At 72.9% G+C, this 13,924-nt stretch carries 12 protein-coding genes; 1 reads left to right on the forward strand and 11 read right to left on the reverse strand.

Translation table 11 applies throughout. From position 1 onward, the window contains the following. The first annotated feature begins 4 nt into the window (after positions 1 to 4). Positions 5 to 430, forward strand: a complete 426-nt coding sequence (locus tag ACWEQL_RS04505) for a hypothetical protein (protein WP_452148663.1) — start codon at positions 5 to 7, stop codon at positions 428 to 430. A 48-nt stretch (positions 431 to 478) separates the two neighbouring features. On the opposite strand, the gene ACWEQL_RS04510 is transcribed toward ACWEQL_RS04505, so the two are convergent. The 11 genes from ACWEQL_RS04510 to ACWEQL_RS04560 all read right to left on the reverse strand — a co-directional run bounded on the left by ACWEQL_RS04510 (position 479) and on the right by ACWEQL_RS04560 (position 13,318). Next, complete coding sequence (locus ACWEQL_RS04510) at positions 479 to 1,648, reverse strand: acyl-CoA dehydrogenase family protein (RefSeq protein ID WP_452148664.1); 1,170 nt, start codon at positions 1,646 to 1,648, stop codon at positions 479 to 481. Next, positions 1,645 to 2,124, reverse strand: coding sequence for a YbaK/EbsC family protein (locus ACWEQL_RS04515; protein ID WP_452148665.1), 480 nt, complete (start codon positions 2,122 to 2,124; stop codon positions 1,645 to 1,647). Before ACWEQL_RS04515 ends, ACWEQL_RS04510 begins: the two co-directional genes overlap by 4 nt. Then, entirely contained in the window at positions 2,121 to 3,764 is a 1,644-nt protein-coding gene (locus ACWEQL_RS04520) for an amino acid adenylation domain-containing protein (RefSeq protein WP_452148666.1), read from the reverse strand. The genes ACWEQL_RS04515 and ACWEQL_RS04520 overlap by 4 nt, the downstream gene beginning before the upstream one ends. Further along, positions 3,761 to 4,489: a thioesterase II family protein gene (locus ACWEQL_RS04525; RefSeq protein ID WP_452148696.1), complete on the reverse strand. Its 729-nt coding sequence runs from the start codon at positions 4,487 to 4,489 to the stop codon at positions 3,761 to 3,763. The genes ACWEQL_RS04520 and ACWEQL_RS04525 overlap by 4 nt, the downstream gene beginning before the upstream one ends. 252 nt (positions 4,490 to 4,741) lie before the next feature. Beyond that, the gene (locus ACWEQL_RS04530; RefSeq protein ID WP_452148667.1) at positions 4,742 to 5,002 is read right to left on the reverse strand and encodes a phosphopantetheine-binding protein; all 261 of its coding nucleotides are present in this window, start codon (positions 5,000 to 5,002) and stop codon (positions 4,742 to 4,744) included. Between the two features lie 13 nt (positions 5,003 to 5,015). Beyond that, complete coding sequence (locus tag ACWEQL_RS04535) at positions 5,016 to 5,957, reverse strand: chlorinating enzyme (protein WP_452148668.1); 942 nt, start codon at positions 5,955 to 5,957, stop codon at positions 5,016 to 5,018. Positions 5,958 to 6,023: 66 nt separating this feature from the next. Further along, a complete protein-coding gene (locus tag ACWEQL_RS04540; protein ID WP_452148669.1) occupies positions 6,024 to 7,460 on the reverse strand; it encodes an amino acid adenylation domain-containing protein in 1,437 nt (478 codons plus the stop codon). Then, positions 7,457 to 9,292 (reverse strand): alpha/beta fold hydrolase, encoded by a 1,836-nt coding sequence (locus tag ACWEQL_RS04545; RefSeq protein WP_452148670.1) that lies wholly within the window; start codon positions 9,290 to 9,292, stop codon positions 7,457 to 7,459. Before ACWEQL_RS04545 ends, ACWEQL_RS04540 begins: the two co-directional genes overlap by 4 nt. Further along, on the reverse strand, positions 9,292 to 10,566 hold the full coding sequence (locus tag ACWEQL_RS04550) for an LLM class flavin-dependent oxidoreductase (RefSeq protein WP_452148671.1): 1,275 nt from the start codon (positions 10,564 to 10,566) through the stop codon (positions 9,292 to 9,294). The genes ACWEQL_RS04545 and ACWEQL_RS04550 overlap by 1 nt, the downstream gene beginning before the upstream one ends. A 78-nt stretch (positions 10,567 to 10,644) precedes the next feature. Continuing rightward, entirely contained in the window at positions 10,645 to 11,862 is a 1,218-nt protein-coding gene (locus ACWEQL_RS04555; protein ID WP_452148672.1) for an ATP-grasp domain-containing protein, read from the reverse strand. A 292-nt stretch (positions 11,863 to 12,154) separates the two neighbouring features. After that, positions 12,155 to 13,318 carry a cytochrome P450 gene (locus ACWEQL_RS04560; protein ID WP_452148673.1) on the reverse strand — a complete coding sequence of 388 codons (1,164 nt, stop codon included), beginning with the start codon at positions 13,316 to 13,318 and terminating at the stop codon, positions 12,155 to 12,157. Between the last annotated feature and the right edge of the window lie 606 nt (positions 13,319 to 13,924).

Consider the following 13,924-nt stretch of genomic DNA (forward strand, 5'->3'; position numbering starts at 1 on the left):
ACAGGTGACCGAGGCAGCGGGCGTCATGCAGTCGATCACATTCGCGGCCTGGCGGGACGAGCCGCTGCGTCCCGGTGGACCGGCCCGTCGCAGATACGTCACCCTGGCCGAACTCCTCGTCCTGCTGGGCGGGTTCGGCCTCGGCCTCACCTGGCAGGTGCGCCAGTACGATCCACCGCCCGGGGTCGCTCCGGCCACCCCGCCCGACGGGCGGATCGCCACCCTCGACCTGCTGGCCACCTCCGCCGCCCATCTCCGGCACGTCGACGCCGACTTCCACGGCTACGCCGGGGACGAGCTGGTCGTGGTGTTCCAGGAGTTCGACAGCACCAGCTGGGACGTCCGAAGCCACGACGAACGGCTGTTGGAGCACATCCGCCACCACTACCCCGACGCGGGCCCCACGCCCCGTACGCCGAAGACCGGCTGAGCCACCGTCAGGATTTCACGGCAGGCGCGGCCTACGGCGGGCGTGGCCTTACGGCAGGCGCGGTGTCTCCTCGAAGATCAGGTCCCGCATCAGCTCGCTGGCGCCGGCGGCGATCGTGCCAGCCATCGCGTCGCGGTAAAGGCGGGCGGCGGTGGCGTCGTCCAGGTACCCGCGGGCGCCGTGGAACCGCAGACAGGTCTGCGCCGCCGTGACGGCGAGTTCGGTGGCCCGCAGCTTGAGGATCGCGGCCGTCCGGGTGTCCAGCCCGCCCCGGGCGTGCAGCCGGGCGGCGTGGTGGGCGTAGTGCCGGACCAGCTCCGCCTCGGCGGTGAGGTCCGCCAGCCGGTGGCGCACGGCCTGGCGGTCACCGAGCGGCGCGTCCCGGACGTGGTGCCCGTGGACGAAGCGGTGCAGCAGGTCCAGGCAGTGCCGCACCCCGCCGAGCGCCAGCAGCCCGGCCGCCAGCCGCTCGAAGTCCAGCGCCCGCATGAGCAGCGGGAACGCCTGGTGCGGGCGGCCGAGCACCCGGCCCGGCGGCACCGGGACGTCCTCCAGGGCGACCCGGCAGACGTCGGCGGCGCGCCAGCCCAGGGTGCCCAGCGGTTCCCGGGTCACCCCCGGCGCGCCGGCGTCCACCAGCAGCAGGCTCACCCCGCCCAGCCCACGGGCGGCGGCCGGCTCCTTCGTCCGGACCAGGGTCACCAGCAGGTCGGCCGCGGAGCCGTTGGCGATGTGCTGCTTGACGCCGTCCACCCGGTACCCGCCGTCGTCGGTGGCCCGCGCCCGGGTGGCGAGGTGGCGCAGATCGGTGCCGGCGCCGTCCTCGGTGATCGCCAGCGCGGCGATCCGCTCCCCGCTCAGCACCCCGGGCAGCAGGGCCGCCCGCTGCCCGTCGGTGGCGAACAGTTCCAGGTAGGAGCGGGCCATGTAGGCGTGCACGCCGACCGCGGCCCGGATCCCCGCGTAACCCGTGCGCCCCAGCTCCTCCAGCAGCACCGCGCTGCGCAGGAACCCCGGACCCGCGTGGTCGAGGGCCAGCAGGCCCCGCCGCCCCAGCTCCCGCCAGCCCTCGGCGGGGATCCGCCCGGCGCGCTCCCACTCCTCCGCGTGGGGGAGGACCGCGGCGGCCAGGTGCGCCCGCACCTCGGCGCGGAACCCGGGGTCGGGGTCGGCCTCACCGGGTGCGGGGCCGTGGGGCGCGGGCGCGTGGCCCGTCATGTGAGGGGGACCACCGTGTGCTCGGGCAGCAGTGCGGTGATCTCGCCGGGGATCCGGAACACCGCGTTGGGCGTGCCGGCGGCGGCCCAGGTCTCCTCGAAGGTCAGCAGGTCCTGGTCGACGAAGAGGGTCAGCTTCTCCTTGTGCCCGAGCGGCGGCACACCGCCGATGGTGAAGCCGGTGACCCGCTTGACGAACTCGGCGTCGGCCTTGGCGATCTCGCCGCCCACCAGTCGCCCGATGGCCTTCTCGTCGACCCGGTTGGGCCCGCTGGCCAGCACCATCACCGGCCGGTCGGTCTCGACCTGGCGGAACACCAGCGACTTCACGATCTGGGCCTTGCTGCAACCGAGCGCCTTGGCGGCGTCGTCGGCGGTCCGGGTGGAGTCGGGCAGCTCGACCACGGTGAGGTCGTGGTGGCCGTGCTCGTGGAGGATGTCCTGGAACTGCTGGGCGCGCTTGCTGATTCCGCTCACTGTGCGTCAGATCCGTTGTCTCGTAGGGAAGATAGCAGGGTTCGGCGGTCGACCTTACCGGTGGCGGAGAGCGGGAAGGCGGTACACAGGCGAATCTCCGCCGGAACGAGGTACCCGGGCAGCCGGGCCGCCAGGAACTCGCGTACTCCCTCCGGGCTGCAACTCCCGTCCAGCGGGACCACGAAGGCCACCAGTCGGCGCTCGCCCGCCGCGCCGTCGGTCGCGGTCACGTAGCCCTGCCGGACGGCCGGGTGCCGGTCGAGGTGGTGGGCGACCTCGCCGAGTTCGATCCGGTGGCCGTTGATCTTCACCTGGTCGTCCAGCCGCCCCTGGAACACCAGCCGCCCGCCCTCGTCCAGATACGCCCGGTCGCCGGTGCGGTACAGCCGCTCCGGCACCCCGTCGACCAGCCGGGTGAGGAAACGCTCCGCCGTGGCCCGCGGCAGGCCCAGGTAGCCCGGCGAGAGGCCGGGGCCGGCGAGCAGGACCTCCCCGGTCTCGCCCGGCTCGCAGAGCCGGCCGCCCTCGACCAGGTAGGCGCGGGTGTTCTGGATCGGCCGGCCGATCGGCAGCGCGGTCTCCTCCGGCCGCAGCTCGCGGACCGGGTGGTAGGTGGCGAAGGTGGTCGCCTCCGTCGGCCCGTAGACGCTGACCAGCCGGTCCGGGCCCAGACGGCGCAGCGCGGCGGCGATGTGCCGCAGCGAGTGGGCCTCGCCGCCGGTCAGCACGGTGGTGACCCCCGCGAGCGTCTCCGGGGCCTCGTCGATCACGGTGTTGAACAGGGCGGTGGTCAGGAACAGCACGGACACCCGGTGCTCCCGCAGCACCCGGCGCAGCTCGGAGAGCCGCACGAAGGCGGACGGGTGGAGCACACAGGTGCCGCCGTGCAGCAGCGCGCCCCACACCTCGAAGGTGGCGGCGTCGAAGTGCGCCGGGGCGAGCTGGAGCAGTACGGCGTCCGCGTCCAGCCGGGCGTAACGGGCGCCGAACACCAGGCGGGCGACGGAGCGGTGCTCGATGGGCACGCCCTTGGGGCGGCCGGTGGAGCCGGAAGTGAAGTTGACGTAGGCGATCGCGTCCGGCGGGACCGGGATGCCGGGGTTGCCGGCCGGCCCGTCACGGCCGGGCGCGTCGGCACCCGGTCCGTCCTCGCCCTCCGGGGGCAGTACCCGGCAGGGGGCGAGCCGGGCGCCGAGCTCGGCGGGCCGGTCACTCAGTGCCACCGTGGCACCGGTCCGCTCCAGCAGGTCGTTCAGCCGTCCGTCCGGCCAGGCCGGGTCGACCGGCAGGTACGCGGCCCCGCACTTGACCACCGCGAGCAGGGCCGTGATCAGCTCCGGTGAGCGGGCCACCGCCACGGCCACCGTGTCGCCGGGGCGTACCCCCTCGGCCAGCAGCCGGGCAGCCAACGCATTGGCGGCGCCGTTGAGTTCGCGGTACGTGATCCGCCGCTCGCGGTGCACCACGGCGATCCGCCCGGGGTGCCGCCCGGCGGCCCGCTCGAACAGCTCGCCGATGGAGGCCCGTTCGGGGTACGGCACCGTGGTGGCGTTGAGCACCCGGTGCGCGGCCAGCGCCCGTGGGCTCGCGGCCAGCGCCGCGGTACCCGCGCTTTCCGAGATCTTCGTTGTGGGCGTCATCTCCACTGTCCCAGCCGTGAGTTGAGCACGTCCAGCAGGTCCTGCCGGTGGGTCTCCAGGAAGAAGTGCCCGCCCGGCAGGCGGAGCACCTCGCTGCCCGGCCCGCCGACCTCCGCCCAGCCCAGGGTCGCGGCCTCGCCGTCGATCCGGTCCCGCTCGCCGTACATCGCGGTGATCGGCACCTCGGCCGGTGTGCCGTGCACGTCCTCCCAGAGCTCGGCGAGCCGGATCTCGCCGTGGATGACCGGAAGCAACAGCCGCATCAGGCCCGGGTGGTCGAGTATCTCCGGCGGGGTTCCGCCCATCCTGCGCAGCTCCTCCAGGAACCCCTCGCGAGGCAACTCGTGCATGAACGGCCGCAGTTGCGGCCACCGCGGGCTGCGGCAGCCGCTGACGAACAGCCGCCGGGTCAGCCCCGGGCGTTCCTCGGCGGCCAGCCGGGCCAGCTCGTAGCCCAGCCGGCCGCCGAAGCTGTGCCCGTAGAAGGCGTGCGGGCGGTCCAGGTACGGCGCGAGCGCCGCGAAGGCGTCCGCCACCAGCGTCTTCCAATCGTCGTACGGCCGTTCGGCGAGCCGCCTGCCCCGGCCGGGCAGACGGACGGCGAGCAGCTCGACACCGGGGTCCAGCAGGTCGCCCCAGGCCCGGAAGAGCTCCGGATTGCCGCCGGCGTAGGGGATGCAGAACAGCCGGACGCCCCCGGCCCCGGGCGGCTGTCCGAGCGTCATCACCCAGGGATCGTCAACGGGCTGCACGTGCTCTGGTCCCCCTCCGGTGCCGAACCGGTGCTGGGCCGTGTCTCATAATTCCCACCGGGCGCGCGACGCCGGGCATCCTCCCCCAGCCTCCGGCCGGGGGTACCCCCACCTGGACGCACCGGCGAATCGCCCGAGTACGACCAGTACGAGGACGATCCGCCGGCACGCCCAGCCGGGCGCCCAACGCCGCGCGCTGATCCGACGCGAATTATGAGACACGGCCTAACCGGCCGCGCTGTTGCGGACGATGCTCTCGGCGATCTCCCGCACGGTACTCCTGGCGAACAGGTCGTCCGGCGGCAGCGCGTCCTCACCGTACTGCTGATCGGCCCGGGCGATCAGCTTCATCGCGGCGAGCGAGTTGCCCCCCGACTCGAAGAAGTCGCTGCCGGCGTCGCCGACCCGCAGCCCGATGTCCCGGCAGGCGTCGAGCACCCACAGCTCCGCCGACTCCCGGCGGGTGTCGTCCGTCATCTCCGTCATCTCCCTGATCCTCCTAGCGCGAACGGAAGGGGTGGCCGTTGACCGTCCGGTCCACGAAACGGTTGTGCCCGAAGCCGTCCCGGCCGGCGACCAGCACGTTGCCGAACCGCTCCAGGCTGGCCGAGCCGCCGAACTCCTCCAGCGCGTCCGAGTACGGGTAGACCTTCACCGAGGTCGGCAGGTAGCGGGCCGCGAAGCCGAGCCGCATGTCCTGGGTGAGCCCGCTGTGCGGGTGCGAGGCGTGCATCAGCGTGGACCAGAACACGATGAACTGGCCCTGCCGCATCACCTGGGACTCCGCCCGGGACTCGTCCGGGCTCCAGTCCGGGTCCTTCTGCAACTGCCGGTAGTCGTAGCCGAAGAAGCCGCGCTTGACGCCGTTCTTCTCCAACGCGTTGATGCTGTCGGCGTCGTACACCATGCTCTTGGACTCGTCGTAGTTCATGGTCCGGTGCGAGCCGGGGATGAACTGCAGGCAGCCGTTGGCCACCGAGGCCTCGGTGAACGCCGTCCACACGGTGATGGTGCCGCCGAACTCGGCGTCCTCCGGCCAGACGATCTGCGGGTGCTTGGAGCCCGCGACGTTGGAGAAGTTGTCCGCCTGGTGCCAGTCGGTGCCCTCGTCGCCCGGGTACTTCGGGAAGAACTCGCTGCGCCAGCAGAGCACGTCCGGGCCGAGCAGGCTCGCCACCCGGTCGACGATCTCGGGGCGGGTGATGTGGTCGGCCAGGAAGTCGACGTCCAGGTGGCGGTCGTAGTTGGCCAGGTTGGTGATGCCGGAGGCCGCCCTGTCCTGGCTGTAGACGGACTTCTTGGTGTTGATGAGCTTCGGGCGCAGCGCCTTGAGGTTCGACGCCATCTCCTCGGGCTCGTACAGGTCGAACGGTCCGATGAAGCCGTTCTGGTGGAACTGTTCGATCTCCTGGGGGCTGAGCGAGAAGTCCTGGTCTGCCATGGTCCGGTGTTCCTCTCTTCCGGTCGTCTCTCTGGATCCGATGGAGCTGATGGAACTGATGGGCCGTCAATGGGTGGACGGTGAAGGGCGCTCGACGTAGGCGACGAGCGTGGGACGGCCGTCCGGCCCCTGGCGGGGGACCACGGCGGCGGCCCGGACGTCGGGCGAGGTGGACAGCGCCGCCTCGATCTCGTCGAGCTCGATCCGAACCCCGGAGACCTTCACCTGGCGGTCCAGGCGGCCGATGAACTCGACCACGCCGTCCGGGCGTTGCAGGGCGCGGTCACCGGTGCGGTACCAGCGCGGCCGGCCGGGCCCGTCGGAGGTGGGGAAACGCTCCCGGGTGAGCTCGGGCCGGTGGAGGTAGCCCTCGGCGACGCAGGGTCCGCCGACCCGGAGCTCGCCGGCCACGCCGGGCGGGACCTCGCGGCCCGCCTCGTCGACGATCCGCAGCCGGGCGTGGCCCAGCGCCCGCCCGATCGGGATCGTCGGGCGCCGGAGGTCCTCGGCGGTCAGCTCGTGCGCGGAGCACCAGACGGTCGCCTCGGTCGGCCCGTACATGTTCACGATCCGCACGCCGGGCAGGGCCCCCGCCAGTCGGCGGGCGAGCCCGGGCGGGAAGCTCTCGCCCCCGACCGCCAGCGCCCGCAGGGTCCGCAACGAGCGCAGCGCCTCCGGGTGGGCGGCGACCGCCGACAGCAGGGAGGGCGTGGCCTGCAGCAGGGTCGGCCGGTGGCGGGCCACCAGCGCCGGCAGGCCGTACTCGTCACCGGCGCCCAGCCGGTGCACCAGGCCCGCCGGGGCCACCGCGCTCAGCCCGCCCCGGGTCACCGGCCAGACCAGCTCCATCAGCGCGATGTCGAAGGACACGCTCGTGACGGCCAGGAACCGGTCACCGCCCTCGGGCACCCCGTACGCCGTGTCGAGCGCGTCGAGGAACGCGGCCACGTTCGCCTGGGTGACCACGACGCCCTTCGGTCGGCCGGTGGAGCCGGAGGTGTAGATGACGTACGCGGGGTCCTCCGGACGCGGCACGGGCAGCCGGGTGTCGCCGGGGGCGGGGTCGTCGGCGGGGCCGAGGACGGCGCCGGTGAGGGCGACGCCGGCGAGGTCGGCGGGGGTGAGTGGTAGGCCGATCCGGGGGCCGTCGTAGTCCGGTGCGCCGGCCGGCGGGCCCGCGGCGTCCGTCAGGAGGGCGGAGAGGCCCGCGTCCTCGACGACGGTCCGCAGCCGCCCGGCCGGGTACCCGGGGTCGAGCGGTACGTACGCCGCGCCCGCCGCGGACACCCCGAACAGGGCCACCACCAGCTCCACCCCGCGCTCCACCAGCACCCCGACCCGGTCGCCGGGCCCGATGCCGCGCGCCACCAGGTGGCGGCCCACGGCCTCGGCCCGCAGCGACAGCTCGGCTGCGGTGAGGGTGGCACCGGCGGCCGTCAGGGCCGGCCGGGAGGGCGAGCGCAGCGCCGCGGCGCGCAGCTGCCGGAAGATCGAGCGGGTCACGGCTGCCCTCCATCGTCGTGGCGGGCCGGGTCGGCGATGGCCGGTCCGTCGTGGGCCGCGGCGAGGGCGAGCAGCCCGGCGAACGCCGCCCGGTCGTTCAGCAGGGCGGCGTGGTCCCGGGCCGGCGAGATCGTGAGCCAGCAGGACCCGATCTCCCGTGCGGTGCGCAGCTGTTCACCCAGCGGGACGTACAGGTCGTCGACCACCGCCACGGCGTGCACGGGCACGGTGTTGTGCCGCAGCCGCTCGCGGTCGTACAGCTCGTTCCACCCGGTGTGGCGGGCGAGTTCCTCGGCCGCCGCCGCGAACGGCCGGAGCATCGCGATCTGTTCGAACATCCAGGGGAAGAACACCTCGCCGTAGAACAGGAACGGGCTCGCGTCTGGCCCGAAGTCCGGTGCCTGCGCGTACAGTTGCCGCGCCGTCCAGCCGGTGGCACGGCCGGGCGTGCCGTAGGTGTACTCCTGGAGGTGGAACAGCGCCGAGGTGGAGAACACGGTCGCCGCGGCCACCCGGCCGAGGAACCCCGCCGCCGGTTCCGTGCCGTCCCAGGCCGTACCGAGCAGCTCGTGGAGCTCCGCCATACCGCTCTCGAAGCCGAACTTCAGCCCCAGCAGCGCGAATCGCTCGGGGGTCAGCCGGTCCCCGGTGGGCAGCCGCACCTCGTGGGCCCGCAGGTGCGTGACGATCCGCTCGACGGCCGCGATGTCCTCGGGATACCGCTCGTAGTACTCGGCGTTCTTGCGCCGGCTCACCGCCAGCGTCTCGGTCAGCACGCTCCTCGCGTCGCCGAACGGGCCGTACAGCCCGCTGGAGATCAGCACCCGGTCCAGGTGCTCCGGGGCGGCGGACAGGTAGGCCAGGGCGATCGAGCCGCCGTAACTCTCGCCGAGCAGCGTCCAGTTCGGTACACCGAGGATCCGCTCGCGCAGGTGCTCGGCGTCCCGGACCACGGCGTCCGCCCGGAACCGGCGGATCCGGGCGGCGGCCTCGACGGGGGAGAGGCCGGCGATCGTCCCGGCGTCCACCGGCGAGCTGCGCCCGCCGCCGCGCTGGTCGAGCAGCACCACCCGGTAGTGGTCCAGCGCGACGTCCAGCCAGACCGGCATCCGCTCGCGCGGGTCGGGGCAGCGGCCGCCCGGGCCGCCCTGGAGGAACAGCAGATGGGGGAGGTCCGGGCCGGGCGAGGCGCCGCGCCGGACGGTCCGGGCGAAGACCTCGATGGTGGGCCCGTCCGGGTCGTCGTGGTCGAGCGGGACCTCGAAACGGTGGTCCCGTACGTCGAGGTCCGCCGTCCCGTCCGGGGAGGGCGGGGGAGCGGCTGTCGCACGGGTGGCGGTGGCACGGGTGGCCGTGGCACGGGCTCCGGCTCCGGCTCCGGCTCCGGCGAGGATGCTGCGGACGGTCGGCCGACCGGTGCGGCCCGCGCCGTCCAGGGGCCGGCCGGTGCGGGCGGTCCAGGCCGCGGAGACCTTGGCCAGCAGGACGGAGTTGAGCCCGAGCAGGGAGAGATCCTCGTCGGCGCCGATGTGCTCGCGGGCCAGCTCCGCGGCGAACAGCCCGGCGAGCAGCGTGGCGTCGTCGGGCGCTTCCTCGGTCGTCGCGGGCCGCGGGGCGGGGACGGCGGGGACGTCGTCGGTGAGCGAGGCCCGGTCGAGCTTGCCGTTGGGCAGGACCGGCAGCTCGTCGACGAGGACGAAGCGGGCCGGTACCGCCTCGGGCGGCAGCCGGCGGGCGAGGTGTTCGCGCAGGCGCGCGACCACCTCGGCGTCGGCCGCCGGGTCGGCCTCCCGGGGCGTGCGTACGGGCTCCCGCGCGGTGTCGTGGGACATCAGCGGTACCGGTCGCGCAGCGTCTCGACGGCGTCGTACTGCTTGCGGAAGAGCCCCCGGCCCTGCAGCAGCGGGACGACCTCGTCGACGAAGTCGGTCAGCCCCACCGGGAAGACGGCCGGCATGATGTTGAAGCCGTCGGCAGCCCCCCGCGACACCCACTCCTCGATCACGTCGGCCACCGCCTCCGGCGTGCCGGCCGCGACCAGGTGCCCGCGGCCGAAGCCCTGCTGGGCGAGCACGTCCCGGAGGGTGACCCCCGGCCGGCCCGCGATGCGGCCGATCAGCTCGAAGGTCGTCCGGTTGCCCCTGACGGTGTCGGGGGAGGGCAGGAGGTCCAGTGGGAACGGCGCGTCGACGTCGCAGCCGGTCAGGTCGACCCCCAGCATCATCGAGACGTGTTCCAGCGCGTAGTCGACCGCCTGCATCCGCATGAGCTGCCGCTTCTTCTCCTCGGCCTCGGCCGTGGTCGACCCGACGATCGGGATCAGGCCGGGGAGGATCTTGACCGTACGGCCGTGCGCCGCGGCCCGACGCCGCATCTCCGTCCGGAACTCGGCGGCCTTCGCCACCTTCTCCTGGACGGTGAAGACCGCGTCGGCGTGCCGGGCCGCGAAGGACCGGCCCGCCTCCGAGGCACCGGCCTGGACCAGCAGCGGCCGCACCTGCGGGGAACGCTGGATGTTCAGCGGCCCGCGGACGCTGAAGTGCTTGCCCCGGTGCCGCACCAGGTGGATGCGGTCGGGGTCGGTGTAGTGGCCGCTCGCGCGGTCCCGGACCACGGCGTCCTCGTCCCAGGACTCCCAGAGCCGCTTCGCCACCTCCAGGAACTCGTCGGCCCGTTCGTACCGCTCGTCGTGCGGGAGCATGTCCGGCAGACCGAAGTTGCGGGCCTCGTTGGGACTGTTGGAGACGACGATGTTCCAGCCGACCCGGCCGCGCGAGATGTGGTCCAGCGAGGCGAACTGGCGGGCGAGGTGGAAGGGTTGGTAGTAGGAGGTGGACGCCGTGCTGATCAGGCCGATGCGGCGGGTGGCGGTGGCCAGGCTCCCCAGCAGGGTCAACGGCTCCAGCCCGGCGCAGTAGTTGCTCCGCGGCTTGTGCCAGAGCGCGTCGGCGATGAACACCGAGTCGAGCAGGCCGCGTTCGGCGGTGCGGGCGAGTTCGATCGAGTAGTCGACGTCGGTCACCCGGGCCGACTCGCAGTCGGGGTGGAGCCAGGCGGAGTCGTGGTGCCCGGGCAGGAGCAGGAACAGATTGAGATGGATGCTCACGGGTGCCTCCTGTCCTTTCGCGAGCGGGGTGGGTCCTCCGGTGCCGGAGACCGGTCGGGCCGGGTCGAGGGGGCGGGGTCAGTCGACGCTCTTGCGCAGGTGCAGTTCCTCCACGAGCCGGACCGAGTCGTCGATCAGGCGGGTGGTGCGGTCGAGGTCCTCGCCCTCGATCAGGGCCCAGGCGACCGCGGTGGTGCTGGTGTTCATCCCGCGCATGGGCTGCCCGGGCAGCACCTTCATCCGGACGTGCCGGACCCCGGGCAGGGCCTCGATGTCCTGCTGGGTCACGCCGTTGCGGAACCCCGGCCGGACCGGCAGGCAGACGAAGCCGTGCACCGAGGGCGAGGGCGGTTCGGCGGTCACCGGTTCGCCCGCGTAGAGCAGCGCGTGCGCCGCCCAGAGGCTGACGCCCACGCTCTGCCGGGCGCACAGGCTCGCCAGCACCCCCGGCGGCCGCCAGGCGAGCTCGCCGGCGACGAACCGGCCCGGCGCCCCGAACACCTCGAAGTGGAACACGCCCCACCGGCCGCCCAGCGCGGCCCGCGCCGACTCGGCGAACTCCCTTGCCTCAGCGTACAGTTCGGGATAGTCCCGGACCGGCAGGCCGACCGAGCGGAGCGTGCTGCCGGACTTGGTCTCGATCAGCGGGGCGAGGTAGCGGGACACCATGAAGTGCTCGATGCGACCGTCCGCGATCGTGCCGTCGAAGTGCCACTCGTCGCCGGACTGCCGCTCCTCCACCATGAAGTGCTCCAACTCCGGGTTCTCCCGGAGCCGTTCCATCAGCTGCCCGGCCGAGTCGCAGGCGAAGACCAGGTGGGTGCCCCCGTCGGCGACCGGCTTGACCACATACGGCGGGGTGAGGTCCCCGAGGCCGTGCGCCAGCTCCTCCGCCGACTCGGGCCGCTCCGGGAACACCGTGAACCGGGCCGTCGGGACGCCGTGCCTGCGCCAGAGGCTCTTCTGCAGGGCCTTGTCCCGGCCGGCCAGCGCGACCTCGGGCTCCATCGGCACCCGCAGGCCCAGCGTACGGTTGAGCAACGCGGCCGTGGTGACAGCGAATTCATGGCCGGGGATGATCACGTCGACCTCGTCGACCACCCCGAGGTGGATCAGCGCGCCCCAGGCCGCCTCGGGCCGGTCGAAGGAGGGCAGATGGGCGCGGTGCTTGATCAGGTCGGCGCAGATCCGCATGACGGTCCGGTCGTGGTCGACGTAGAGCACCGTCAGGTCGTGCCCGAGCCGGGCCAGTTCCTCGATGGCCTCCTGCTCGGCACCTAGCAGCACGGCATGCACGTGGGGGATTCCTTCGCGTCGGACGGGAAGTCGGACCTGGTGCCCGCGGACGGCCTACGGCCCGCCCACGGAGGACGACCGCGCGCCGTCATCGGGTCCCGGGAATCGCGGACGGCGAATCCCGGGACCCGGGGCCGGAATTCGCGGTCCCGTCGGCGGAAGGGGGTCGCCGGAACGAGGACCGTCGACTCCGGGGTCGACGGAACGGCGTGCGGCCTTGCGATCGCGCCGGGCGGGCCGGGCGGTCCGCGCCGGCGGGCACGTCCCAGGGGCGCGGGTGAGGGGTGTACGGTCAGTCGACGTAGATCGGAAGAATGTCCAGGGAACGCACGGTCGCGGTGACGCGGCGCGTCGGCGGAGCCGCCGGCCGGAGTTTCCTGCCGTCCTCGGCGAGTACCCCGATCATCGCGGTGAGGCCGAGTTTTCCGAATTCCGAACCGAAACACGCGTGCGGTCCGGAACCGAATCCCAGATGCGGATTCGGCTGACGATCGAGCCGAATGGTGTCGGGTTCCTCGAAAACCTCGGGATCGCGATTCGCGGCCGCGAGAAGCGTGACGACGGAATCACCCCGGCGAATGTCGACCCCGGCCAGCGTGGTGTCCTCGGCGGCCACCCGGCTGGTGCCCTGGGCCGGCCCGTCGAATCGGACCAGCTCGTCCACGCCGGTGGCGGCCAGCAGTTTCGGGTCCGCGAGGTCCGCCAGGAGTTCCGGCCGGTCGGCCAGCAGCAGCGCGGCGTTGCCGGCCATGGCGAAGAGGGTGCCGTAGGCCGCGTTGTACATCATGGCGGCCGAGTTCCGGATCAGATGCCCGGCGGAGAATTCGGCGTCCGCCCGCTCCACGAGCCGCGCCACCAGGCCCTCGTCGCCCTCGGGCCGCGGGAACCAGCTCTCGCCCAACTCGTTCAGCCGCTGCCGCGCCGCGTCGCCGGCCGGAATGTTCTCCGGCGCCAGCCCGGCGTCCATCCGCAGGGCGATGCCGTGGGAGATGTCCGCGTAGTCCGCGCCGTCCGGCAGCGGGACGCCCATCAGCACCGAGGAAAGATGGAGTGCGAACGGCGCCGAGACGGCGGCCATCCAGTCGAAGGGCTCGCCCGGCTTCTGCCGGTCCAGCAGGGTGCGCATGAACGCGGTCGCCGAGGCCAGCTGCGCCTCCTTGGCCTGCGAGCGCATGGCGCCCACGAGCATCCGGCGCAGCGGGGCCTGTTCCGGGGGATCCATCATCTGGACGTTCTGCCGGAACTCCGGGACCTCCTCGCCGATGCGGCGCGGGTCCCGGGCGAAGGTCTGGTGCTCGCGCAGCACCCGGACGCAGTCGGCGTGCCGGACCACGACCCAGGAGCGCATTCTCTCGTGCCAGTGGACGGGCAGTTCGGTGAGCATGCGCGAATAGGTCGGATAGGGATCGTGGATCAATTCGGGACCGAGCGGCTCGTACCTGAAATCGGAGTCCATGCACAACCCCCGCCGTCGCTGAATGATAGGTGATGGGAGGCCAGAATTGGAGGGCGAGCGCGATGCCCGCCCCCCACCTTCTGGAATCAGTGGTTGTACGACATATCGCGCCTCCCTTCGGTTGCGGATCCGTGATTCACGGTAAGCCAGGTCCCGGCGGCTGTCTACAGACGGTTGGTGAGACGTTCGGTGCGGAAGGTTCCAGGTGGCGTTCGGCGGCCGTGCGTTCCACGGGTGATCGGTGGCGGATTCCCCCCGACTGTCCGATTCGCGGGGGCGCGGTGTGAAGAGGGCCGCTATGGCCCGGATGTTGGACCGGGTGCCGACCGGGGTATCGGAAAGCGAATCCACGGTTAATTCGGCATGATCGAAGAATGCGTCAGGCAAGATCGGGAAATGGGTGTTTAAAAGGGCTTGACATGGTCACGTCCGAGGTGGGGGCGGTGTGGCGGGCGCGCGGAGCGTCCTGTGGGCCGGTCGGTGGCCCTCGGGGTGCGGCCCTCCGGGTGCGGCCTCTGGGTGCGGCCGGTCGGGTGTGGCCGGTCGGGGGGCGGGGTGAGGGGTGTGGCGGGAGTGGGGAGTGTGGGAGCTGTGGCGGGGCGGGAC

It is taken from the genome of Kitasatospora sp. NPDC004240 (assembly GCF_053603215.1).

What these genes read in the sequence shown, in the direction of transcription:
- ACWEQL_RS04510 (WP_452148664.1), bottom strand. Translation starts at nt 1,648, where the DNA reads ATGACGGGCCACGCGCCCGCGCCCCACGGCCCCGCACCCGGTGAGGCC.
- ACWEQL_RS04520 (WP_452148666.1), bottom strand. Translation starts at nt 3,764, where the DNA reads ATGACGCCCACAACGAAGATCTCGGAAAGCGCGGGTACCGCGGCGCTG.
- ACWEQL_RS04525 (WP_452148696.1), bottom strand. Translation starts at nt 4,489, where the DNA reads ATGACGCTCGGACAGCCGCCCGGGGCCGGGGGCGTCCGGCTGTTCTGC.
- ACWEQL_RS04530 (WP_452148667.1), bottom strand. Translation starts at nt 5,002, where the DNA reads ATGACGGAGATGACGGACGACACCCGCCGGGAGTCGGCGGAGCTGTGG.
- ACWEQL_RS04535 (WP_452148668.1), bottom strand. Translation starts at nt 5,957, where the DNA reads ATGGCAGACCAGGACTTCTCGCTCAGCCCCCAGGAGATCGAACAGTTC.
- ACWEQL_RS04545 (WP_452148670.1), bottom strand. Translation starts at nt 9,292, where the DNA reads ATGTCCCACGACACCGCGCGGGAGCCCGTACGCACGCCCCGGGAGGCC.
- ACWEQL_RS04560 (WP_452148673.1), bottom strand. Translation starts at nt 13,318, where the DNA reads ATGGACTCCGATTTCAGGTACGAGCCGCTCGGTCCCGAATTGATCCAC.